We start from the raw sequence: 22,274 nt of genomic DNA on the forward strand, positions 1-22,274 counted from the left end.
GACGTGTTACTTTCCTGCAATGGTTAGCCGCTTTTTCTATGTATTTTTCTGCAGCAGCAGCTGAACCAGCTTCTGATCGACATTGCCGGTTGGCTGCAGCCCGTTGGCCTTCTGGAACGAGGCAATGGCCGTGCGGGTCTTGCCGCCCATCACGCCGTCTGCCGTGCCGACATCATAGCCGTTCTTCTTGAGAATAAGCTGGATGTTGCGAACTGCCTTCTTCATATCCACCGAGCCGGTGGTGGTCGGCTTGGCTTCCGTCCAGGCATCCGGCACGTCAATGGAATTGGTGGCCTCGTTAAGCGGCTTTGCCTTCCATGACTGGACGGTGGCCTTCGCCTGTTCCAGCTGTTCCGGCTTCAGCGCTTCGGCGATCTGGTCGCGCTTCTGGGCGGCGTCCTTGTCACCGGAATTGGCGGCAAGCGCGAACCATTTGTAGCTTTCTTCCAGATTAACCGGGACACCGAGGCCCTTGGCGGCAAGAATGCCGAGATTGAACTGGCTGTCCTTCACGCCGAGGTCGGCAGCTTCGGTAAACCAGCGGGCGGCCGACGCATTGTCCGGAGCGCCGTTTGCGCCGGTTGCGAACAGAACGGCGAGGTTGTGCATCGCGCTTGCATTGCCCTGTTGCGCCGAAAGCTGATACCAGGTCTTGGCCTTGTCCAGATCGCGGGGCATGCCGAGGCCTTTTTCATTGAAATTGCCAAGGCGATACTGTGCCGGTGCAAAACCCTGACCGGCGGAAATGTCATACCATTGTGCGGCTTTGGTAAAGTCGGCGGTGACGCCGCGACCTTCCATGTAGCGATTGCCGATTTCGAACAAGGCGCGGGCATCGCCCTTGGCGGCGGCTTCGCGCAAGGCAGCCGGACCCGCTTCTTCCGGGATGGCCGGAAGAGCGACTTGAGCGGGTGCGGAAGGTGACGTGGTCTCTGCAGGCGCAGAGGCTTCGACCGGAGTGGTCGGCGCGCTGGCGATGACCGTTTCAATGGTGGACGATGGTTCCGATGCAGCGGGCGCTTCGGCCTTTTCCTGACGCGGCTCGATAATTTGTGGTGCCTCAGCTTGAACCGGAGCCTGCGGTGCTGCTGCTGGTGTCTCAGCGACGGGCGCTTCCGGCTGCGGAGCAACATCGACAGTCGCGTCGGTCGGTTCATCGCGGGTGAGGAAGGCGCTGCCGACTTGCAGACCCGCCATGGCGATCATGACGGCACCGATTGCCATCAGGATCGGCTTGCGCTGACGCTGCATGACATCGCCAACGGACTTTTTCTTCTTGCCTGCGCCCTTGACCGAACCCTTCTGGAGTTGTTCGGATTCGGCGGCTGCAAGCTGTGCGGCGCGGCGGGCGGCAGTGATAAAATCAACCTTGCCATTGGCTGCCAGAGCGGCGTCGGCTGCATCTTCGCGCTGGCGGCGTTCTTCGCGCACGCGCTTCATGATGGAGTTGAGGTCGGGCATATGATCGCCGCCGAACCGGGCATCCGGTTCGCTCTCGACGATGAGTTCGACAGTGGCCATTTCACTTTCGAAAGCCGGGGCGTCGTTTTTGTCGAAGCTTTCGGCCTTGAGATCGCCATCGGTATTCGCGCCGTTCTTGTCAGCGCGACGTCCGCGCATTGCCTTGGCAAGCCCCCCGAACAGCGACGACTTGCCGGAAGCTTCGCCAACGGGCGCAGCAACGACAGCGGTTTCGCCCTGAATGGTGGCAAAGGCAGCTTCGGCGGCAGCGGCTGCAGGCGAACGAGGCGTGTTCAGGCGCGGGGCACCGGTTTCCGGAGCGGAAAAGCGCGGTGCCGGGTCGCCCGCCAAAGCCATGGCCGGGCGCGCATCGTCTTCACGCTTGTCCGGATTGCGATTGGCAAGGCTTTCACTGCCCTGACCGCCCATATCCTGTTCAAGCCGGGACAGGCGATCCACGATCTTGACCAGCGTGTCGTGCACGGCTTCAAAGGTCTTGCTGTTGCGCTCGTCCGTATTGCGGGCCAGCATTTCCAGCGACTTCATATCGTCCGCGAGCTGACGGGCAATGGCTGTGTCGCCCTGGCTACCGTGCTGGAGAACACGCGCAACGGCGCTTTCCGCCGCTTCACGCGCCGCGTCGAGAACGGTCTCTCGGTTCGTTTCGAGCGAACGTTCGATGGAATCGAGGCGCGGCTTGATCTGGGCGAGTTCGGCAACCGGCTGGGCCAGATGGTGGGCGATATTGGCAATCTGATCTTCCAGATTGCGGATGGCTTCGCTGTCGGCCAGATTTGGCATTTCATAATGCGGCGCTTGCAGCAAGCCGAGCGAGATCTGCTGCGAAATGTCGTCAAGACGACCTTCGAGCGTATGGATCGCGTCGCTGTCGATGGAGCGGCCGCCATATTGCGCATCCAGCCGTTCGGTCAGTTCCGCGAAACGGCGGTCGATGGTGTCGAGAACCGCAGGGTCCGGCTCATGGCTGCGCCGTTCGGCGTTTTCCAGCTTCTGGCCAATGGCTTCGAGGCGGGCTTCAACGCTGCGATAATCGGACTGGCTCAGATTTTCCGTGACCTTGGCGACCTGATTGGCCAGAAGGCTGATCTGGTGTGCGAGCTGTTCGGCGATGCGATCGGGCAGAGCCTGTCCGCTGGACAGCACATCGATGCGCTGCGATAGCTCGCTCAGCTTCTGGAACAAGACATCTGAGTTCTGTCGGGAAGCCGAACCGTCGATCTGGTCTGCAAGCTCGGCAAGGCGCTTCTCGATGCGCTCCAGACGACGCGCATCTTCCTGATCGGGACGTTGCGCGCGGCTGGTCGCGATGATCGCACGGCTGATTTCGTCAAGCCGGGTGTCGATCTGGTTCAGCATATCCTGTTCGAAAGGCGCTGCGTTCTGCGGGTTCAGCGCGTCTTCGATGGAGTGGGTCAGCCTACCGATCCGCTCTTCAATGGCGCTGAAAGCATGGGACTGCGGCAGGGTGCCGATGGCTTCGCGCATCTGCTCAAGGCGCGAGCCAATGGCGTTGAGCGCCGGATTAACGGCGTCATGACGCTTTTCGAAAGCCTGCATCTGCGCGTCGAAGCGGTCCCAGCGATTGTCGATACGGCGCAGGGTTTCCTCGCGGGCAAGCGTATGGACGGTGCGGTTCAATTCATCGAACTGGCGGCGCAGCGCCTGCGCATTGGCCTCGCTGCTGCGCTCGGCAAGCAGGTGCACGCTTTCGCTGAGGCGATCGAAATCGTCACTCATGCGCTGCGAAAAACCTTCTTCGCTGGCAGCGCGCTGCATGCGCGACATTTCACGGCTGGCATCGCTGATCTCAGTGCTCGATGCAAAGCGCGCCTTCGCCTGTTCCTGGCTGTCCCGACGGCGGCGCAGATTGTCGGCGATTTCTGCGAGACCGGCTGCGGTCTCATCCGCATAGCGCGGGGCGGTAGGCTGGTGAGCGGCAAAGGAGGGGGCGTTCGGATGCGGTGCTGCGGGAGCGTCCTGTTCCAGCTCCATCAGGCGGCGCTCAAGACCGGCAAGCGTGCGGTCGAGCTCCTGCATGGCTGCGGATGCGGGGCGACGCTCGCGATGCGCGTTCAAATCATCAATCCTGGAACGCGAACCGGAAGCTAGCTCTGGATTTGCCATGAGAAATTCACTTTTCCAAATGATAAGGGTCGCCGGACGCAAATTCGGGAACGCAGAACCTTAGAAACTTGCTGCACCTACATTTGTACAAACGTAGTAAACAAGTCGTTAATATGCGGGTTTTCAGCTTGTTTTTGAACGAAAATTGTCCGGTCTGACGGCTCGCGCAGGTGTGGTAGGCACCAAATTGCGGGTTCGGAACTGGCCGGGTTCATCATGGCAGTACGAACAACCAGAATCGACGGGCAGGCCGGTCATTGTGTGGCCGAAGCTTTTACCTTGAGTCGTTTTCTCAATGAGGTTCCATCGCGCCTTGGTGCGGTGGACGGGCGTTTCCGGGGGCGGAAACAGGGATTAATATGAGTGAAAAGGCCATAGAGCCTGTAACGATAGCGGAGCTCCTGACCGGGAGCAGCTTGAAGGTCAGAGAAGATTACCAGCAACGCAGCCAATTGTTCCGGATTGGCGACCTGGCGCATGAGTTTGGTCTGTCGCTGCGCGCATTGCGTTTCTACGAGGATAAAGGATTGTTAAACCCGCGGCGGGCCGGGGTCACGCGGCTTTATGACCGTGAGGACCATACCCGTCTGCGTCTCATTCTGTTTGGTCGCCAGATCGGCTTTACGCTGGCGGAGACGAAACAGCTCATCGATCTCTGGAAAGAGGGCGCAAGCGATCTCGGTCAGGTCGATGATTTGCGCGCAACGCTTTCCGGAAAGCTTGCTGAACTTGAGAAGAAGAAGGGCGAAATCGACCGCTCGATTGAAGAGCTGAAAGCGCTTCTGAAAAGACTGGTGACGCCATCGGCGTGAGCGCTGAAGGACAGACCGCCTTTTCGCGGGGGCGAAAAGGCGGTCTTTGTCGTTTATGCGATGTCTTCGACCTGATCGAGATAGTCGCCATAGCCTTCGGCTTCCATCTCGGCCTTCGGCACAAAGCGCAGGGAGGCGGAGTTAATGCAATAACGCAGGCCGCCGCGATCAACCGGGCCGTCCGGGAAGACATGGCCAAGATGGCTGTCGCCATGGGCGGACCGTACTTCGGTGCGAACCATACCATGTGAGATGTCATTCAACTCGCTGACATTGGCCGGTTCAATCGGCTTGGTGAAGCTTGGCCAGCCGCAATGGGAATCGTATTTGTCGCTGGATGCAAAGAGCGGCTCGCCGGAAACGATATCGACGTAAATACCGGCTTCCTTATTATAGAGATATTCGCCGGTTCCCGGGCGCTCGGTGCCGCTTTCCTGCGTAACGCGATATTGCTCCGGGGACAGTTTGGCGATGGCCTCGGGATTCTTGCTGTAGCTCATGGGTAAAACTCCCTGTCATTCCACTTGAATCTAGGCCGTCTGTCGCAACAATTCCAGAGGACGGCACGGGAATTTGATGGGTTTCAACTGTCTTGCGTGACCAGTGCGGTTTCAGCTGTGCGCGTCACTTCCTGCAGTACGAAAAGCGCATTTTCCAGCGATTGACGGTCGATCTTTTCGAGAAGCTCGGCGCGGATATGATGCGTCACTTCCTGAAGTTCGCGAACCTGTTCCTGTCCTTCAGGCGTCAGCTCGATGCGCTTGGCGCGACGGTCGCCTTCCACCGGAACACGGCGGATAAGCTCCTGTTTTTCCAGCCCATCCAGCAGGCGGACAACCGATGGATGCTCGATTTCCAATGCATCGGCCAGTTCGCGCTGGTTCCAGTCGCGATCCTGCGCAAGCAACAGCATCACGCGGGCGCGTGATAGCGTCAGGCCAAGCGCCCGAACGCGAGAGTCAAATAGGTTGCGCATTTTTCGGGCCGCAGTGGATAGGCCCATCGTGAACGCGGCGTGCAGTTCCTGTTTCGGGTCATACATTACTTAGCAATCTAAAATATGGGTGTGCTATACATATAGCGATCTCCGATTTGATCGCAAGGGTTGCGGCTGGTTCATTGCAGCTTTCGGTAACCCTGAAATGACAACGTTTGCACAATTTTGCTTTACGTACCTCAAAACGAAAGTTAAGCTCGCAATTGTGAGGCTTTGGGAGGAGTTCACGTGCGATTTGATTATCAGGATCAATGGCGGGGAAGTTACGGCTGCAAGCGTAGCGCATCGAACGGTGCACGCTTATGACTTCGGCTGCAAATCCCGACAAAACTGCGCTTCTTGAAGCCCGATCCCTGTCGAAATCTTTCGGCCCTGTGCAGGTGCTGAAAAATATCAATCTGCAAATTTACGGTGGTGAGGTTCACGCGATCATCGGCGAGAACGGCGCCGGTAAATCGACGCTGATGAAGCTTCTTGCAGGCAATGAACGCCCGACAGCCGGTGAAATCCTTATTGACGGCAAGCCAATCGCCTTTGCAAATCCGGTTGAGGCCGAAGCACAGGGCATCGTCCTTGTGCATCAGGAAATATTGCTCGCACCCGATCTGACAGTTGCGCAAAATATTTATCTCGGTCGGGAGCTGTTAAACGGCATTACGGTCAACGACCGCTCCATGCGCGAGGGCGCACGCAAGGCGATACGGGACCTCGGTGCCGATATTAATCCCGATGCGGTGGTCGGCAGCCTGTCGATAGCGCAACGCCAGCTGGTGCAGATTGCGCGGGTTCTGCTGGTGCCGCACCGCGTGGTGATTTTCGACGAACCGACAGCTTCGCTGACGCCGGTTGAGACCGAAGCTCTGTTGAAGGTCATTCGCGATATCCGTGCCAAGGGCGTGGCGGTCCTCTACATTTCGCATCGCCTGCCGGAAGTGAAGGAAATCTCCGACCGGGTAACCGTGCTGCGGGACGGAACGCTTGTTGCTGCGCATATGGCGTCGCAGCTTCAGCCAGCCGACATGGCGCGTCTGATGGTCGGGCGCGATGTGGCGAAGCTTTATCCAGACCGCGCAACGCAGCATGGCGGTGAAGCTGTTCTGGAGGTCAGCGGCTTTTCCGTGCCCGGCTATGTGAAGGAAGCGAGTTTCCGCCTGAACAGAGGCGAGATACTGGGTTTCGCGGGACTGGTCGGCGCTGGCCGCACGGAACTGATGGAAGGCGTCGTGGGCCTGCGGCCCGGTAAGGGCGATGTGCGCCACAACGGCAAGCCCGCGCATTTCCGCGATGCCCATGACAGTCTGACGGCGGGCATCGCTTATCTGAGCGAAGATCGCAAAGGCAAGGGACTGTTGCTGACCAAGGATCTTGGCATCAATCTGACGCTCGCTTCACTCAAGAAATTCGTCAGCCGCTTCCAGATCGACCGCAACAAGGAGCGCGTGGCGCTGGATGATGCAATCCGCGATTTCGACATTCGCACGGGGAACAAGGACATTCTGGCCGGGCAATTGTCCGGGGGTAACCAGCAGAAACTGCTTCTGGCCAAGATGATGATGCTCGATCCATCTATTGTCATCATCGACGAGCCGACCCGCGGCATCGATGTCGGGACCAAGGAGCAGATTTATCAGTTTATCGCCAGTCTGGCCGACGAGGGGCGTTCGATCATTGTCGTGTCATCGGAAATGCCGGAGCTGATCGGTATTTGCGACCGTATCATCGTGATGCGCGAAGGACGCATCGCGGGCGAGGTTACGGGCGAGCGAATGACGGAACATGACATCGTCGTTCTGGCGACCGGTGTTAATGCAGAAGCGGCCTGAACGGCAATAAACAGAAAAAGACAATGAGTGGGAATTCAATGACACAGGTTGCGACTGATAAAAGCCGGGTACCGAAGACGTCCAACGACTGGGACCTGAGAGCCATCGCGCCATTCATCGCGCTTGCTCTTCTGCTGGTTCTTGGGGCAATCGCCAATCCCAACTTCATCAGCATTGACAATCTGCTGAATGTCGCAACGCGCAGCGCCTTCATTGCCATCATCGCGCTCGGCGCGACCTATGTGATCTCGTCGGGCGGTCTCGATCTTTCCGTCGGGGCAATGGTGGCCTTTGTCGCCAGTATCATGATCCTGTTCATGAACAGCGGCATCATCGCCGATCCGGTGATGATGCTGATTGCCGCCGTCATGCTGGCGGTCGTGGTGGTGCGGCCTGCGGCCTCCTGAACGGACTGATCACGACGGTTGGAGGGATCGAGCCTTTCATCGCGACGCTCGGCACGATGGGCATCTATCGCGGTCTTACGACATGGCTGTCGCAGGGCGGCGCGATTACGCTCCGCAATCCAGACATACAGTCGCTTTATCGCCCGGCCTATTTTGGCACGGTTTTCGGCGTGCCTGTGCCGGTGATCGCCATCTTCGTCACGGCGGCAATTGCTGCCTTCGTCCTCTATCGAACGCGCTATGGGCGGCATGTGATTGCGGTTGGCTCCAGCGAGGATGTGGCGCGCTATTCCGGCATTTCTGTCAAGCGCGTGCGGACCATTGCCTATGTGGTGCAGGGGCTTTGTGTGGCCGTTGCCGTGCTGCTTTACGTGCCGCGCCTTGGCTCCACCTCGGCCACGACCGGTATTCTTTGGGAATTGCAGGCCATCACGGCGGTTGTGGTTGGCGGAACTGCGTTGCGCGGCGGTGTTGCCCGCGTCTGGGGCACCATCTGCGGCGCATTCATTTTGGAGATCGTCGGCAACATCATGCTGCTGTCGAACTTCATCAGCGAATATCTGATCGGGGCCATTCAGGGCGCGATCATCATCATCGCCATGCTGGTGCAGCGGTCACTGTCGCGACGATGACATGCAGGAATTGGCGGGATTGCAGGGGCGATCCCGGCAAAAAGGGGTATGTCTCCCGAAACCGGATACGGTGCTGGGAATAGGCATGCGTCCACTGAAAGAGACAAGCCCCGTTTTTTTGGGAGGAAAACATGCGAAGGAAATTTTTGGGCGTTGCTTTCGCCGCTTTGGCTGCAAGTGCCATGGCATTTACCGGTGTCGCCAGTGCACAGGACAAGAAAGTCACCATCGGCGTTTCAATTCCGGCTGCCGACCATGGCTGGACGGCAGGTGTCGTCTATCACGCCGAGCGCGTGGCCAAGCTTTTGATGCAGGAGCATCCGGGCCTGAACGTCATCGTTAAGACCTCGCCGGATGCGGCCAATCAGGCCAATGCGTTGCAGGATCTGGCGGTGCAGGGGCTTGACGCGCTGGTCGTGCTGCCATCCGATCCTGACCCGCTGGTCAACGCAATCAAGGAAATCAAGGACAAGGGCACATTCGTCGCGCTGGTCGACCGTGCGCCGAGCAACAATGACAATTCGATCCGCGATCTCTATGTCGCCGGTAACAATCCGGCGCTCGGTCAGGTTGCAGGCGAATATATCAAAAAGACCACGCCGGATGCGCAGGTCGTGGTTATTCGCGGCATGCCGATCCCGATCGACCAGCAGCGTCAGGACGGCTTTGACAAGGGCATTGAAGGCTCCAACGTCAAGGTTCTCGACCGCCAGTACGGCAACTGGAACCGCGACGATGCTTTCCGCGTCATGCAGGACTTCCTGACCAAATATCCGAAGATCGACGTGGTCTGGTGTCAGGATGACGACATGGCCGTTGGCGTTCTCGAAGCCATCAAGCAGGCCAACCGCAGTGATATCCAGTATATCGTTGCCGGTGCCGGTTCCAAGGACATGATCAAGAAGGTCATGGACGGCGACAAGCTTGTGCCGGTCGATGTGCTCTATCCGCCAGCGATGGTGGGCACGGCCATGCAGCTCACGGCTGGTCATTTCTATGACCAGACCCCGGTCAGCGGCAACTACATCCTCGATGCAACGCTCGTCACGAAAGACAATGCCGAGCAGTTCTACTTCCCGGATTCGCCATTCTGATCCGTTTGTATGCGCCCGCCGGTTTGGCGGGCGCATTTTCATTTTATTCTGGAGGAGTTTCGATGAAGACGATCAAGGGGCCGGGGATTTTCCTCGGGCAGTTTGCGGGCGATGCAGCGCCGTTCAACACATGGGACGGCATCACCAAATGGGCCGCCGAAAAAGGTTATGTCGGCGTTCAGGTGCCCACCTGGGCAAGCCAGCTGATCGATCTTAAAAAAGCCTCCGAATCCAAGGATTATTGCGACGAGTTCGCCGGGGTGGCGAAGGAAAACGGGGTGGTTGTCACCGAGCTTTCCACCCATCTGCAAGGCCAGCTTGTCGCTGTTCATCCGGCCTATGATGAAGCCTTTGACGGCTTTGCCGTGCCGGAAGTGCGTGGCAATCCCAAAGCCCGGCAGGCCTGGGCCGTCGAACAGGTGAAGATGGCGATCAAGGCGTCGCGCAATCTCGGTATTGGCGCGCATGCGACCTTTTCCGGCGCGCTCGCCTGGCCGTTTATCTATCCATGGCCGCAGCGGCCAGCCGGTCTGGTCGAAACGGCATTTGATGAACTCGCGCGCCGCTGGACGCCGATCCTCGACCATGCCGAGGAGCATGGCGTCGATATCTGCTACGAAATTCACCCTGGCGAAGACCTGCATGACGGTGTGACCTTCGAGATGTTTCTGGAGCGTGTGAAGAACCACCCGCGCGCCAACATGCTCTACGACCCGTCGCATTATGTGCTCCAATGTCTCGATTATCTCGACAATATCGACATCTACAAAGACCGGATCAGGATGTTCCACGTCAAGGATGCGGAGTTCAACCCGACCGGACGTCAGGGCGTTTATGGCGGCTATCAGGGCTGGGTCAATCGCGCCGGTCGTTTCCGCTCGCTCGGCGACGGGCAGGTTGATTTTGGTGCTGTCTTCTCCAAAATGGCCGCGAATAATTTTGACGGCTGGGCCGTGGTCGAATGGGAATGCGCCTTGAAGCACCCGGAAGACGGGGCGCGCGAAGGTGCGGAATTCGTAAAGGCGCATATTATTCGCGTCACCGACAAGGCGTTCGACGATTTTGCATCCGGCGGCACCGATGACGCTGCCAATCGCCGTATGCTGGGTCTTTGAGACGAAATGAGGAACTCATGACGATTGAAGCCAAAACCAAGGAAACAGCAACGCCGCGCATCCGGCTTGGGATGGTTGGCGGTGGAGCAGGGGCCTTCATTGGCGGCGTGCACCGCATGGCATCACGGCTCGACAACCGCTTCGAACTGGTTGCGGGCGCACTGTCGTCCTCGCCGGAAAAGGCGCAAGCGTCAGGACGTGAACTGGGACTGGCGTCGGACCGCATCTATTCGGATTTCCGCGAAATGGCGATCCGCGAAGCGCGGTTGAAAAACGGCATTGAAGCCGTTTCCATTGTGACGCCAAACCACGTTCACTATGAAGCCGCGAAAGAATTCCTGAAGCGCGGCATCCATGTCATTTGCGACAAGCCGCTGACCTCCACGCTGGCCGATGCCAAAAAGCTGAAGAAAGCGGCTGATGAGAGCGGCGCGCTGTTCGTGCTGACCCACAACTATACCGGTTACCCGATGGTGCGGCAGGCCCGCGCCATGGTGACGAGCGGTGAGTTGGGCGATCTGCGTGTTGTGCAGGTGGAATATGCGCAGGACTGGCTGACCGAAGCCGTCGAAGCCACGGGCGCGAAGGGCGCTGTCTGGCGCACCGATCCGGCGCAGTCCGGCCTTGGTGGTGCCACGGGTGATATCGGCACCCATGCCTTCAATCTTGCATCCTTCGTCACCGGGCTGACATTGGACAGTCTGGCTGCCGATCTCGACAGTTTTGTCGAGGGGCGTCGTCTTGATGACAATGCGCATGTGATGCTGCGCTTTGCGGGCGGCGCCAAGGGCATGCTCTGGTGCAGCCAGGTTGCGCCCGGCAACGAAAATGCGCTTCGCCTGCGTGTCTACGGCACCAAAGGCGGCATTGAATGGGCGCAGGAAGACCCGAACCGGCTGTGGTTTACCCCGTTCGGGGGCGAAAAACGGCTTATCACGCGCGGCGGTGCGGGTGCCGGACCTGAAGCTGCACGGGTAACGCGTGTGCCTGCTGGTCATCCAGAAGGCTATCTCGAAGCTTTTGCGACGATCTATACCGAAGCAGCCAATGCTATCGAGGCGCATCGTGAAGGCAAAAAGCCGGACGGTGCGGTGATTTATCCAACCGTTGACGATGGGTTGCTAGGTGTGAGCTTTATCGACGCTTGCGTCCGCTCGTCGAAGAGAAACGGCGCCTGGGTCAATCTCTGATCGGAAGCGAATAATTAAGTTGAGCGGCCACCTTGTGGCCGCTCTGCCGTTAAAAAACCATTTTAATTGCATGTTTCTAAGCAAACGCTTGCGAAGGCGTGTTGGTCATTCTGATCTGCCCGCTTTTAGGGCAGGTCTCGCACAGAGCCGCTTGAGACATACGCCATGCAGAAATTCCGTCCCACAATCGCCAGCGGCCCATTGTGCCTTCTGACGGTGCTCTACGTTTTCATCTTCACCAACGCTTCTTTCTGGCATGCACTCGGCGCTTATTACGCTGATGCGCCGTGGAAACTGGCGGGCATTGCGGCGGCACTCGTGCTACTCCATACCGCGCTGCTTCTGGTGTTTTCGGCGAAATACGTCATCAAGCCGATCCTGATCCTGTTTGTCCTGATCGCGGCTGGCGGCTCCTATTTTACCGATACATTCGGGACGATCATCGACAAATTCGTGGTTGAGGCCGCGCTGACGACCACGCAGGCTGAATCCGGCGCGTTGCTGACGCCAAGCTTCGTTTGGCACATGATGTTGTTCGGTGTTGTGCCGTCCTTGTTGATCGTATGGGTGCGGGTCAAGCATCGGCCCTTGCTCGGCAAGGTGGCCGTCAATACGGGGATAATCTTCGCCTGTCTCGCGGCGTCGATTGCCATATTGGGTGTGAATTACGCGGCCTATTCTTCAATGTTCCGCGAGCACAATGCTGACATTATGCAAAAGCTGATGCCGGGAACGCCGATCACCAGCACGGTGCAATATGTAGCGCATACGATCAAGAATCGCGACATTCCGATGGAGCCGCTCGGGCTTGATGCCAAACAGGCGATGACGAAGCTGCCGGCAGATAAGAAGCTGCTGACGGTTGTTGTCGTGGGTGAGACTGCACGCGCACAGAATTTCAGCCTCAACGGCTATTCGCGGGAAACCAATCCGGAATTGAAGCAGCGCAATGTTGTCGCCTTCACCGACACGACGAGTTGCGGGACGGAAACCTCGGTTTCGGTGCCCTGCATGTTCTCGCCTTTTACACGCGAGGAGTTTTCCAATACCAAGTTTCGTGGATCGGAAAATCTGATGGACGTGCTGCAACACGCAGGTGTCCAAGTGGCCTGGTATGAAAACAATACCGGCAGCAAGGGCGTTGCCGACCGGATCAAGACGATCGAACTGCAAGCCGTCAAGGACGCGCGTTACTGCGAGGGCGGCGAATGTATCGACCAGATTCTGGTCGATAGTCTGGGCAAGGAACTGAACGCGCTTTCGGGCAATGCCACCATCGTGCTGCATATGACGGGCAGCCATGGCCCAGCCTATTTTCGCCGTTACCCGGAAGAGTTTGCGAAGTTCAAGCCTGATTGCCGCTCCAACGATTTCGCCAAATGCTCGCATGACGAGATCGTCAATGCATACGACAATTCAATCCTTTATACGGATCACATCCTGTCTGAAGTCATTGATATGCTGAAAGCGCATGAAGATAAATTCGCTTCGTCGATGATCTACATGTCCGACCACGGCGAGTCTCTCGGCGAAGATGGTCTCTATCTTCATGCCGCGCCGTATTTCATTGCGCCATCGCAGCAGACCCATGTGCCGTTCATCACATGGTTTGCGCCGGACTATGCGGCTGATACGGGACTTGACGTCGATTGCCTGAAGAAGACAGTTGCCGAACCGTCCTCGCATGACAATCTGTTTCATACGGTGCTTGGCATGATGCAAATCAAAACAACGGTTTACGATCAAAAGCTCGACCGTTTTGCCGTGTGCCGCAAGCCGCACACGGTGGCGTTGAACTAAGTTGAAACCCCGCCGAATGGCGGGATTTGATAGCATCTAGAGCGGTTCCGGTTAAAACAGAATCGGGGAACCGCTCTATCTACTTGTTCTTAAGCATTATCCTACGTATCGAAGCGGGAACAGAAATCAGTCCAGTGGACTGATTTCCCTGCGTAGGCGCTTCGCACTTTTGCTGGAAATGCGCTAGGTCAGACGTAGCGATTGACCACGTTCTCCAGATATTCCTGACGGCCTGATTTCGGATGCGGATTGATATCCTGCGTTTCAACGGCAGTGGTGATCTGTTCAAGGGACATATCCCCCAGAAGCTTCTTGCCGAAGTCGCCGCCCCAGCCCGCATAGCGTTCCTCCAGCGGCTTTGAAAGCGCGCCATCCTCCAGCATGCGCGCCGCAGCCTTGAGGCCGCGCGCACAGCAGTCCATGCCGCCGATATGTCCGATCAGCAGATCCTGCGGGTCGAGCGACTGGCGGCGTAGCTTGGCGTCGAAATTCGTGCCGCCCGTTTTGAAACCGCCACCAAGAAGCACCTGATAATAAGCGAGCGCCATTTCCGGCACATTGTTGGGAAACTGGTCCGTGTCCCAGCCGGACTGGTAATCATTGCGGTTCATATCGATGGAACCGAGGATGCCGAGCGTGCGCGCCAGCGCCAGTTCATGCTCGAACGAGTGCCCGGCAAGAATGGCGTGGCCCTGTTCGATGTTCAGCTTCACTTCGTTTTCGAGGCCATAGCGTTTCAGGAAGCCATAAACCGTGGCCACATCGTAATCATATTGGTGCTTGGTCGGTTCCTGGGGCTTCGGTTCGATCAGGATCGTGCCTTTGAAGCCGATCTTGTGCTTGTACTCGACAACCAGATTGAGGAAACGTCCCATATGGTCGAGTTCGCGTGATAGATCGGTGTTGAGTAGCGTTTCATAGCCTTCACGACCGCCCCAAAGCACGTAATTCTGGCCGCCAAGCCGCATCGTGGCGTCAAGACAGGTTTTGACCGTGGCCGCCGCGAAGGCAAAAGCTTCCGGGTCGGGATTGGTTGCCGCGCCCGCCATATAGCGGCGATGAGAGAAGAGATTGGCGGTCCCCCAGAGCAGGTTTATGCCGGTTTCAGCCTGCTTTTTCTCAAAAATATCAACAATTTCGTTAAGGTTTTTGGTGTTTTCCGCGAAGTTCGCGCCTTCCGGACGCACATCGGCATCGTGAAAGCAGTAGTACGGTGCGCCGAGCAGCGAAAAGAACTCGAAGGCGACATCGGCCTTCAGCTTTGCCGCTTCCATATCGTTGGAATACCAAGGCCGCTCAAATGTACGCCCGCCAAACGGGTCGCCACCTTCCCAGGCGAATGTGTGCCAATAGGCAACCGCGAAACGCAGGTGATCTTCCATGCGTTTGCCAAGCACGATCTCGTCAGGATTGTAGTGTCGAAATGCCAGCGGATTATCGCTGTCTGCGCCTTCAAAACGAACTTTCTCGATGTCCCCGAAAAATCCGGTCGCCATTGTTATCCTCCCATTTGTTTTGATCTTCAGCCAGCCAACGAGTGCAGGGCCGGGTAGAGCGCGCGATAGCGCTGATAGGCTTCGTCATAAGCGGAGAGCAGCGCCTGTTCCGGCACGACAGTACGGGCGGTGCGCGGCGGCGTGCAGATCGAAAACGGATCGGCGCCGCTGGCTGCAATCAGCCCCAGACGTGCTGCGCCAAAAGCCGCGCCAAAGTCGCCTTCTTCCGGCAGCGAGATGGGCGTGTTCAGCGCCGTTGCGATCGATTTTAGCCAATAGGCCGAGCGGGAACCGCCGCCAACTGCGATGAGCGAATGAATTTCGGTGCCCGCCGATTGGAGCGCGACGAGACTGTCGCGAATGGCGAAGGCGACGCCTTCCAGAACGGCCTGTGTCATGGCGTTGCGGTCGGTCTCATGTTCGAGACCATTGAAGCTGCCGCGAATTTTGGCGTCATTATAAGGGGTGCGTTCGCCGGAGAGATAAGGCAGGAAAGTTACACTGCCGGGCGTCTGGACGGTGTCACCCAGTTCCTGATCAAGCGTGTGCGGGGTCGTGCCGACGACACGCGCGAACCAGTCAAGCGCGCTTGCCGCCGAAAGGATGACACCCATCTGGTGCCACGTGCCCGGCAGCGCGTGGCAAAAGGCATGGACAGCGCTTTCCGGCTTTGGCTGATAAGCGCCATTGGCGGCAAACAGGACGCCGGATGTGCCAAGCGACACGAACGCATGGCCGGGCTTTACAGTCCCCATGCCGCAGGCCGAAGCGGCGTTGTCTCCCGCACCGCCAGCGACCACAGGGCGACCGTCTATACCCCAGCGCGCGGCGAGTTCGGCACGCAGTTGGCCCGTGGCGTCGCTGCCTTCCGCAAGGCGCGGCATGTGGCTTTCGGTCAGTCCCGTCTTTGCAAGCAATTCGGACGACCAGTGACGCCCGCCCGTGTCGAGCCAGCTTGTCCCGGCGGAATCCGACATGTCTGATACGTGTTCGCCGGTTAGCCAGAGGCGCAGATAATCCTTGGGCAACAGTATCTTATGCGTCTTGGCGAAGGTTTCGGATTCATTGCGGGCGACCCAGACCAGTTTCGGTGCCGTAAAGCCCGGAAAGACGATATTGCCGGTAATAGTGCGGAAGGCCGGATCGGCATCAAGCTCTGCGGCTTCGCGATAGCTCCGCGTGTCGTTCCAGAGAATGCAGGGGCGCAGCACCTGATCCGTATCGTCCAGCAATGTCGCACCATGCATCTGGCCAGAAAGGCCGATGCCCTTGATGGCTGCGAATTCTTTCGGATGAGCTTGCCGCAGGGCGTCGATGGCAGTTTCAGTCGCGCTGATCCATTGGGCGGGGTTCTGCTCGCTCCAGCCTGCATGCGGGCGCGAAACGTCCAACTCGCCATGGGCGGAACCAACAAGTCGCTGATTGTCGTCGATCAGAAGCGCTTTGACGCCGGATGTTCCAAGATCGAGGCCGAGATACATGGTGGCTCCTGTCGGAATTTCACGATGGCCGATGGTTCAGCAGAACTGCGGCAAGTTATCTTTGAGAAAGATTTCGATGCGGATATGTTCCTGCCCCGCAATGATCGGCAGACGATCTGCGGACGCTTTCAGGATGCGAATGGCGCTGCGGATTTCATGCCCGGCATCCTGTGACAGAACGCCATGCACCAGCCCCTGTTCCAGCGCCTGCGAGGTGGCTTCGTCGCGTTCATGGGCAATCACCAGAGGGCGTTTTCCCTCATGGGTGGCGAGCGCGCGAAGCAGGCCGCCATTGCCAGCGCCGAGGCTGTAGATGCCTGCAATATCGCTGCGCTCGCGAAGGAGGGTGCGCACCAGATTTTCCACGCGCACATCTTCGTCGAGGCCTTCAAGGGCGGGGAGGATGGAGCGTTCCGGAAAATCGCTTCGCATGGCGGAGGTGAAGCCGTCGAAACGTTCGCGATGATCGCGCACTTTCAACGAGCCGGTGAGAATGGCGATGACACCGTCTGTCCCATTCGCGAACAGGCCGAGAAGACGGGCTGCCGTGCGTCCCGCTGCAACATTGTCCACGCCGACATAATGTTCACGGGCGGAATGGCCGAGGTCAGAAACCAGCGTCACGGCATGCACGCCGCTTGCGCGCAGCCGGTCACAGGCCGCGCGAACCGGATCGGTATCGAGCGCGACAAAAGCCACCCCATCCGGCTTGCCAAGGGCGCTGGCGTCAAGTGCTGCGACCAGCGCAAGCTCGTCAAACGCCGGAACCAGAACGAGATTGATCGAGACACGCTCGGTCAGCGCGTGTTCGCTCGCAACAGCGATCTCTTCGCGAAGGCTGAGCATGAAGGTGTTGTCATTGTCGGGCACAATGAAATCGAAATGATAGAGCCGGCTGCGGGCCAGATTGGCGGCCCCCACATCGCGGACATAGCCAAGCGTATTCATCGCCTCCGTCACCCGTTCACGGGTTTTGGACCGGACGCCGGGACGGTCGTTCAAAACGCGATCAACCGTGGCAAGGCTGACGCCTGCAGTGCGCGCTATATCATGAACGGTAGGTTTCATTCCTGCTCCTCCGCACAAACCATAGGAGCAAAAATGAGGTACGTAAATCAAAAAATTTTAATTTCGATTTTTGTTGAGATATCAACAGGGTCTGGCGGTAAATTCGCGTTGGGCGAAGCAGATATGACGTAACGTGATGACGCAGATGCCAAAGGAAAGGGCGGCTTCAGCCGCCCGATCCTGTTTCTTGGAATCAATCCCAATAGGGGCGTGGTCTGTGGCGTGGTGGCCCGTCGCGATATTCGTCGCGCCAATGATGACGGCGCCAGTCTCTTGGCGGCGGACCCCAGCCCCAGCGTGGTGGCGGCGGGCCCCATCCCCAACCGGGAGGCGGGGGTGGCGGACGGCGATATCGGGGAACACATACGCCGCGACGTGACATGCGCCAGCCGGGGCCGCACCAGTAATCCGCTTTCTGCACCAGTCCCGATTGCGCGGGCGCTTGCAGATTGCCGACCGGGTTGGCTTCGGCATTAAAGGCGAACACCGCCAGTGCCGCAGCTAAAGAAAGTACCGACACTCTCATGTCGTTTCTCCATCTCGTTTAACGGCACCAGTCTGGTCTCCCAATTGGGACTATTCGTGGCAGCTGAAATCAATTTGCCTGTACGGCGGATATAATCACGCTACCAGTGAGGCACGCCATTATTGCCCGCCCAACCGTTTCATCGTTTTCTTCAAGGTCGAAATGCTTTGATATCCCGCTTCGACACTGGCAATGGCAAGCGGTATGCCCTCCGCACGTTTACGCATGACATGCGATACCCGCAGGCGCTGCCGCCATTCGACAAAACTCATGCCGGTCTGGAGACGGAACTTGCGCGTCATGGTGCGGCGGCTCATGCCGACTTCATCCGCCCAGTCGTCAATCGTGAGATCGAGACCGGGATTATCCAGAAGGCTGCGACAAAGCTTGCGCAACGGTTTATCGGTCGGCAGCGAAACGACATAGGGCTGTTCTTTCGCCGAGCGAACTTCGTCCAGAATAAGCGCTGTCAGATGCTGGCCGCGCCCGCGCTCATCATAGAGCACCGGTTCTTCGGCCAGAGCCTGCACGCTGGCGTCCAACAGGGGGGAAACTTTCAAAACGCGCGTCGGCTCCCAATGATCGCGCAGGACCGATTCTTCAATAAAGACCGCATGCATTTCGACCGAGCCATAAATATCGACGCTGTGCGGCACATCGGGCGGGAGAAGCACGGCATAACCGCTCGGCAGCATGAAAGCGCCATCTTCGGTTTGCGCCGTCATATAGCCACTATTGCTATAGAGAAGCTCGCCGCGCCGGTGACTATGCCAGCCGGACGAGGCACTTTTCTCATAGTCGCGCCGCATCACCGCCAGAGGGCGTGCGATGTCCTGATAGTCGATGGCGTGTTTCGGTCGCGTGCGAATTTCCATTTTGGCCCAATTTGACTGAAATTGTCATATTTAAATGGAATTGCAAAATTTTGACCCGAATGCAACCAAGATTGGCCTGACTCACCAAACTGTCCCGAATATATTCGCTCGCGCAACGCATTGATATGTGTGAGTAAATTAGAATTATTCTGAATTCTGAACTTGCGCAACAATAAAAAATAATCGCTATAGCCGCTGCTTTGATGGGCTGCGGACAGTAGCCGTTTTGCAGGAACGGCAGGAGAACAGAGTTGAAGACCAGCAGGGACACCGTGCGCAATACAGATCGCATTCACAACAGCAGACGCGCCGGATCGCTACTCAAAACCGTGCTTCTCGCTAGCGTGGCGCTTGGCGCTGTGGCCGTTCCGGCATTGGCCCAGGACACGGGCGTCATTCAGCTCAACACCATCGAGGTGCAGACCTCCGGTGACAAAGGGCCACGCGTTCCCGTCGAGGGCTATATTGCTGAATATAGCCGCGCCGCCACCAAGAGCGACACGCCGATCCGCGAAACGCCGCAGTCGATTTCCGTTGTCACGCGCGACAATATGAATGATCGCGCCGTCTCGTCGGTTAGTGAAGCACTGCTTTACAGCGCCAATGTGAACGGTCAGCGTTATGGCGCGGATGTGCGCTCGGATTATTACACCATTCGTGGTTTCCCGGCTGATCTCTATCTTGATGGCATCCGTATTCCGCAGATAGCCAACCAGACCGGCGGTTATTCGGGCTTCGTGGTCGAACCCTATTCGCTCGAAAGCGTGGAAGTTCTGCGCGGTCCAAGTTCCGCGCTGTTTGGCCAGAGCAATGTCGGCGGTATCGTCAACATGGTCAGCAAGCAGCCGCAGGCCGAGGCATCCAATGAGGTCTATCTGCGTGGCGGCAGTTTCCAGCGCAAGGAATTCGGCTTCGATCTGACGGGGCCGATCAACAACGACCCTCGTTTCACCTATCGCCTGAACGGCATGATCCGCGATGCCGACACGTCCTACGATCTGGGCAAGAACAACCGTATTGCCATCAATCCGAGCTTCGCCTGGCGTCCGGATGCGGATACCAGCCTGATTGTTTCGGGCGGTTATCTCAAGGATGATCTGGGACAGGCGGGCGTGATCGTTCCGGCCTATGGCAGCGTGCTGCCGAACCCGACCGGCCAGAGTATTCCGCGTGATTTCACCGATGGCGATCCGCGCATCGCGACTTATAAGAAGGAAATCAGTTACGTTGGCTATCAGTTCGAGCATCGCTTCAACGACACGTTCACGCTGCGCCAGAACTTTCGCTATTCGCATCTGAAGACCGATTATCGCAACCTGTTTGCGGGCGTGCTGCCGACCAGTGGCTGGAATGGCAGAACGCTGCCGCGCACCAATTATCTGGCACAGCCCGAACTCGATTCAATTGCCTTCGACACGCAGCTTGAATCGCGCTTCGATACCGGCTCTCTGGAGCACACTTTGCTGGTCGGCGTTGATCAGCAATGGCAGCGCCTCGACAATTATACTGGCTCGGCGGCTGGTCCGTCGCAGGACCTGTTCAACCCGACCTTCAATCAGCCGCTGACGCCGGTGAAGGCGACGACGCGTCTTCTGCAAAACCAGTATCAGACCGGCATTTATGTGCAGGATCAGATCGAAGCAGGCAATCTGCGCGTGACGCTCGGCGGTCGCAAGGACTTCGTCCGGGTTGATTCCGAACAGACGACGCTCTCAACAGGCCGTAGCGTCGACTATGAGCAGGACCCTGAAAAGTTCACGGGCCGTGCGGGCGTAGCCTATGTCTTCGACAGTGGCTTTGTGCCTTATGCGCTCTATTCGACGTCCTTCCTGCCGACGCTGACGCTGGCGGATACGCCGCTCAAGCCGACCACGGGCACGTTGAAGGAAGTGGGCATTAAATACGCCCCGGAAGGCGCGAATTACAGCGTTACGCTTTCGGCCTTCGAAGCTGAACAGCAGAATGTCGTCAATCGTATTTCCGGCGTCTACTATCAGACGGACGAAGTGCGCGTACGCGGCGTCGAGTTGGAAGGCACGGCCCAATTGTGGGATCGCCTGAACCTGACGGCTGCCATGAGCTTCCAGGACCCGGAAGTCAGCGAAAGCCAGACGCCTGCCCAGATTGGCAAGCTGCCTTATACCGTGCCGAAGGATCAGCAGTCGTTGTTCGTCAGCTATAATGTGCCGCTGCCGGATAACCTCAAGGGCGATCTCGTTCTTGGCGGCGGTGTACGACGCATCGGCAAGACCGCTGGCGATACGCTGAACACCTTCTTCGTGCCATCCTATACGCTGGTGGATGCTTTCCTGCGCTATGATCTTGGCAACTATCGCCTTCAGGTGAATGCCTATAATCTCGGCGACAAGAAATATGTGGCGGGCTGCAATTCGACCAGCCAGTGCTATTACGGTCAGGGCCGCTCCATCGTGGCGACAACGAGTGTGAAATGGTAGTGAGTTTCTCACGACGTGAATTTTTGTGGGGGCGGCTTTGGCCGCCCTTACGTCTTCTGTTCGGGCCGAGACGCCGCGTAAGGTTGTCACGCTCGAATGGGCGGAAACGGAAATTGCTTTGTCGCTCGGCATTCGCCCTCTGGGCGTTGCCGATCTGGCGGGCTATCGCCAGTGGGTCAATATCGAGAATGACGGGCTCACCGATGCGGCCGATGTGGGCGGACGGCAGCAGCCGAGCCTTGAAGCGCTGACACGGCTGAAACCGGACCTGATCCTTACATCGGCGTTGCGCCATAAGGCGATTGCCGAGCGCCTCAAGGCGATTGCACCGACGGTGCTGCTCGACGGCGCATCCGATAGCGCCGATCTCTTTCAGGATATGAAATCAAATCTCGCCGTTGCCGCAAGTGCGCTGCAACGCGAGGCGGAACGCAGGGCCGCGTGGCAATCTTTCGAAGATGGCCTGTCGGCAGCGCGGGCGAAACTATCCGGCCCATTGCCTGTCGTGATTGCGCAGCCTTTGCCCGGTGTGGCGCGATTGAGAATATTCACGACCAATTCTGCCGTGATGAAAACGATGGTGCAAGCTGGCTTCTCGGAAGCAGTCGACCGCGGCGTGCAGCCCTTTGGTTTTACGACATTCGGGTTGGAAGAGCTTGCCACGCTAGCGCCGGAGACACGGCTTTGCCTGTTGGATGACGCGACGCCGAAGGAACTGACGGAAAGCGCGATCTGGCCGGTCCTGCCTGCGGTCAGCGCCGGTCATATTTATCATCTCGGCGGCGATATTTGGCCTTTTGGCTCGACACGCTCCATGACGCGGCTGGTTGAGCGGACGTTAGCGGCGTTAACTGCCTGATATATGAGAAAAGCCCCGGTTCAACCGGGGCTTTGTT

The 22,274-nt window shown here is 58.0% G+C and carries 16 protein-coding genes and 1 pseudogene; 9 read left to right on the top strand and 8 right to left on the bottom strand.

The annotated features are described in order from the left end of the window. Positions 1–36 precede the first annotated feature (36 nt). Entirely contained in the window at positions 37–3,258 is a 3,222-nt protein-coding gene (locus tag QLQ11_RS13200) for a peptidoglycan-binding protein (RefSeq protein ID WP_371831106.1), read from the bottom strand. Positions 3,259–3,965: 707 nt separating this feature from the next. On the opposite strand from QLQ11_RS13200, the gene QLQ11_RS13205 reads away from it, so the two are divergent. Next, the gene (locus QLQ11_RS13205) at positions 3,966–4,418 is read left to right on the top strand and encodes a MerR family transcriptional regulator (protein WP_109367567.1); all 453 of its coding nucleotides are present in this window, start codon (positions 3,966–3,968) and stop codon (positions 4,416–4,418) included. 53 nt (positions 4,419–4,471) lie between these two features. On the opposite strand, the gene msrB is transcribed toward QLQ11_RS13205, so the two are convergent. Both msrB and QLQ11_RS13215 read right to left on the bottom strand, forming a co-directional pair. Next, the gene (gene msrB / locus QLQ11_RS13210) at positions 4,472–4,918 is read right to left on the bottom strand and encodes a peptide-methionine (R)-S-oxide reductase MsrB (RefSeq protein ID WP_109367566.1); all 447 of its coding nucleotides are present in this window, start codon (positions 4,916–4,918) and stop codon (positions 4,472–4,474) included. An 83-nt stretch (positions 4,919–5,001) separates the two neighbouring features. Continuing rightward, positions 5,002–5,460 carry a MarR family winged helix-turn-helix transcriptional regulator gene (locus tag QLQ11_RS13215; RefSeq protein WP_109367565.1) on the bottom strand — a complete coding sequence of 153 codons (459 nt, stop codon included), beginning with the start codon at positions 5,458–5,460 and terminating at the stop codon, positions 5,002–5,004. 257 nt (positions 5,461–5,717) lie between these two features. Between QLQ11_RS13215 and QLQ11_RS13220 the strand changes: the two genes are divergently transcribed. The 6 genes and pseudogenes from QLQ11_RS13220 (at position 5,718) to QLQ11_RS13245 (ending at position 13,476) form a co-directional block, all read left to right on the top strand. After that, positions 5,718–7,238 (top strand): sugar ABC transporter ATP-binding protein, encoded by a 1,521-nt coding sequence (locus tag QLQ11_RS13220; RefSeq protein WP_109367564.1) that lies wholly within the window; start codon positions 5,718–5,720, stop codon positions 7,236–7,238. 38 nt (positions 7,239–7,276) lie between these two features. Continuing rightward, positions 7,277–8,277 (top strand): annotated as a pseudogene (locus tag QLQ11_RS13225) (ABC transporter permease). 131 nt (positions 8,278–8,408) lie between these two features. Next, positions 8,409–9,371, top strand: a complete 963-nt coding sequence (locus QLQ11_RS13230) for a substrate-binding domain-containing protein (protein ID WP_109367562.1) — start codon at positions 8,409–8,411, stop codon at positions 9,369–9,371. 62 nt (positions 9,372–9,433) lie between these two features. Next, positions 9,434–10,486 carry a sugar phosphate isomerase/epimerase gene (locus tag QLQ11_RS13235; RefSeq protein WP_109367561.1) on the top strand — a complete coding sequence of 351 codons (1,053 nt, stop codon included), beginning with the start codon at positions 9,434–9,436 and terminating at the stop codon, positions 10,484–10,486. Positions 10,487–10,503: 17 nt separating this feature from the next. Then, positions 10,504–11,676 carry a Gfo/Idh/MocA family protein gene (locus QLQ11_RS13240; RefSeq protein WP_109367560.1) on the top strand — a complete coding sequence of 391 codons (1,173 nt, stop codon included), beginning with the start codon at positions 10,504–10,506 and terminating at the stop codon, positions 11,674–11,676. Between the two features lie 165 nt (positions 11,677–11,841). Continuing rightward, positions 11,842–13,476, top strand: a complete 1,635-nt coding sequence (locus tag QLQ11_RS13245; protein WP_109367559.1) for a phosphoethanolamine transferase — start codon at positions 11,842–11,844, stop codon at positions 13,474–13,476. Between the two features lie 188 nt (positions 13,477–13,664). Here QLQ11_RS13245 and xylA read toward each other — a convergent pair whose 3' ends face one another. The 5 genes from xylA to QLQ11_RS13270 all read right to left on the bottom strand — a co-directional run bounded on the left by xylA (position 13,665) and on the right by QLQ11_RS13270 (position 18,922). Beyond that, positions 13,665–14,972 carry a xylose isomerase gene (gene xylA / locus QLQ11_RS13250; RefSeq protein WP_109367558.1) on the bottom strand — a complete coding sequence of 436 codons (1,308 nt, stop codon included), beginning with the start codon at positions 14,970–14,972 and terminating at the stop codon, positions 13,665–13,667. 26 nt (positions 14,973–14,998) lie between these two features. Beyond that, positions 14,999–16,453: a xylulokinase gene (xylB, locus tag QLQ11_RS13255; RefSeq protein ID WP_124915972.1), complete on the bottom strand. Its 1,455-nt coding sequence runs from the start codon at positions 16,451–16,453 to the stop codon at positions 14,999–15,001. A gap of 36 nt (positions 16,454–16,489) precedes the next feature. Then, positions 16,490–17,521, bottom strand: a complete 1,032-nt coding sequence (locus QLQ11_RS13260) for a LacI family DNA-binding transcriptional regulator (protein ID WP_109367556.1) — start codon at positions 17,519–17,521, stop codon at positions 16,490–16,492. A 193-nt stretch (positions 17,522–17,714) separates the two neighbouring features. After that, a complete protein-coding gene (locus QLQ11_RS13265; protein ID WP_124915971.1) occupies positions 17,715–18,047 on the bottom strand; it encodes a hypothetical protein in 333 nt (110 codons plus the stop codon). Between the two features lie 119 nt (positions 18,048–18,166). Continuing rightward, on the bottom strand, positions 18,167–18,922 hold the full coding sequence (locus QLQ11_RS13270; protein WP_109367554.1) for a helix-turn-helix domain-containing protein: 756 nt from the start codon (positions 18,920–18,922) through the stop codon (positions 18,167–18,169). Between the two features lie 251 nt (positions 18,923–19,173). Here QLQ11_RS13270 and QLQ11_RS13275 point away from each other — a divergent pair, with 251 nt between their 5' ends. Both QLQ11_RS13275 and QLQ11_RS13280 read left to right on the top strand, forming a co-directional pair. After that, a complete protein-coding gene (locus QLQ11_RS13275; RefSeq protein WP_109367553.1) occupies positions 19,174–21,378 on the top strand; it encodes a TonB-dependent siderophore receptor in 2,205 nt (734 codons plus the stop codon). A gap of 37 nt (positions 21,379–21,415) precedes the next feature. Further along, positions 21,416–22,237, top strand: a complete 822-nt coding sequence (locus QLQ11_RS13280) for an iron-siderophore ABC transporter substrate-binding protein (protein ID WP_371835990.1) — start codon at positions 21,416–21,418, stop codon at positions 22,235–22,237. Positions 22,238–22,274 lie beyond the last annotated feature (37 nt).

It is taken from the genome of Ochrobactrum sp. SSR (genome assembly GCF_030067775.1).
In the GTDB taxonomy this organism is placed as follows: domain Bacteria; phylum Pseudomonadota; class Alphaproteobacteria; order Rhizobiales; family Rhizobiaceae; genus Brucella; species Brucella teleogrylli.

Bases quoted from the DNA above. Each gene is read 5' to 3' on its own strand.
- QLQ11_RS13200 (WP_371831106.1), bottom strand. From the start codon at position 3,258: ATGCAGCGCGCTGCCAGCGAAGAAGGTTTTTCGCAGCGCATGAGTGAC.
- QLQ11_RS13205 (WP_109367567.1), top strand. From the start codon at position 3,966: ATGAGTGAAAAGGCCATAGAGCCTGTAACGATAGCGGAGCTCCTGACC.
- msrB (WP_109367566.1), bottom strand. From the start codon at position 4,918: ATGAGCTACAGCAAGAATCCCGAGGCCATCGCCAAACTGTCCCCGGAG.
- QLQ11_RS13215 (WP_109367565.1), bottom strand. From the start codon at position 5,460: ATGTATGACCCGAAACAGGAACTGCACGCCGCGTTCACGATGGGCCTA.
- QLQ11_RS13220 (WP_109367564.1), top strand. From the start codon at position 5,718: ATGACTTCGGCTGCAAATCCCGACAAAACTGCGCTTCTTGAAGCCCGA.
- QLQ11_RS13230 (WP_109367562.1), top strand. From the start codon at position 8,409: ATGCGAAGGAAATTTTTGGGCGTTGCTTTCGCCGCTTTGGCTGCAAGT.
- QLQ11_RS13235 (WP_109367561.1), top strand. From the start codon at position 9,434: ATGAAGACGATCAAGGGGCCGGGGATTTTCCTCGGGCAGTTTGCGGGC.
- QLQ11_RS13240 (WP_109367560.1), top strand. From the start codon at position 10,504: ATGACGATTGAAGCCAAAACCAAGGAAACAGCAACGCCGCGCATCCGG.
- QLQ11_RS13245 (WP_109367559.1), top strand. From the start codon at position 11,842: ATGCAGAAATTCCGTCCCACAATCGCCAGCGGCCCATTGTGCCTTCTG.
- xylA (WP_109367558.1), bottom strand. From the start codon at position 14,972: ATGGCGACCGGATTTTTCGGGGACATCGAGAAAGTTCGTTTTGAAGGC.
- xylB (WP_124915972.1), bottom strand. From the start codon at position 16,453: ATGTATCTCGGCCTCGATCTTGGAACATCCGGCGTCAAAGCGCTTCTG.
- QLQ11_RS13260 (WP_109367556.1), bottom strand. From the start codon at position 17,521: ATGAAACCTACCGTTCATGATATAGCGCGCACTGCAGGCGTCAGCCTT.
- QLQ11_RS13265 (WP_124915971.1), bottom strand. From the start codon at position 18,047: ATGAGAGTGTCGGTACTTTCTTTAGCTGCGGCACTGGCGGTGTTCGCC.
- QLQ11_RS13270 (WP_109367554.1), bottom strand. From the start codon at position 18,922: ATGGAAATTCGCACGCGACCGAAACACGCCATCGACTATCAGGACATC.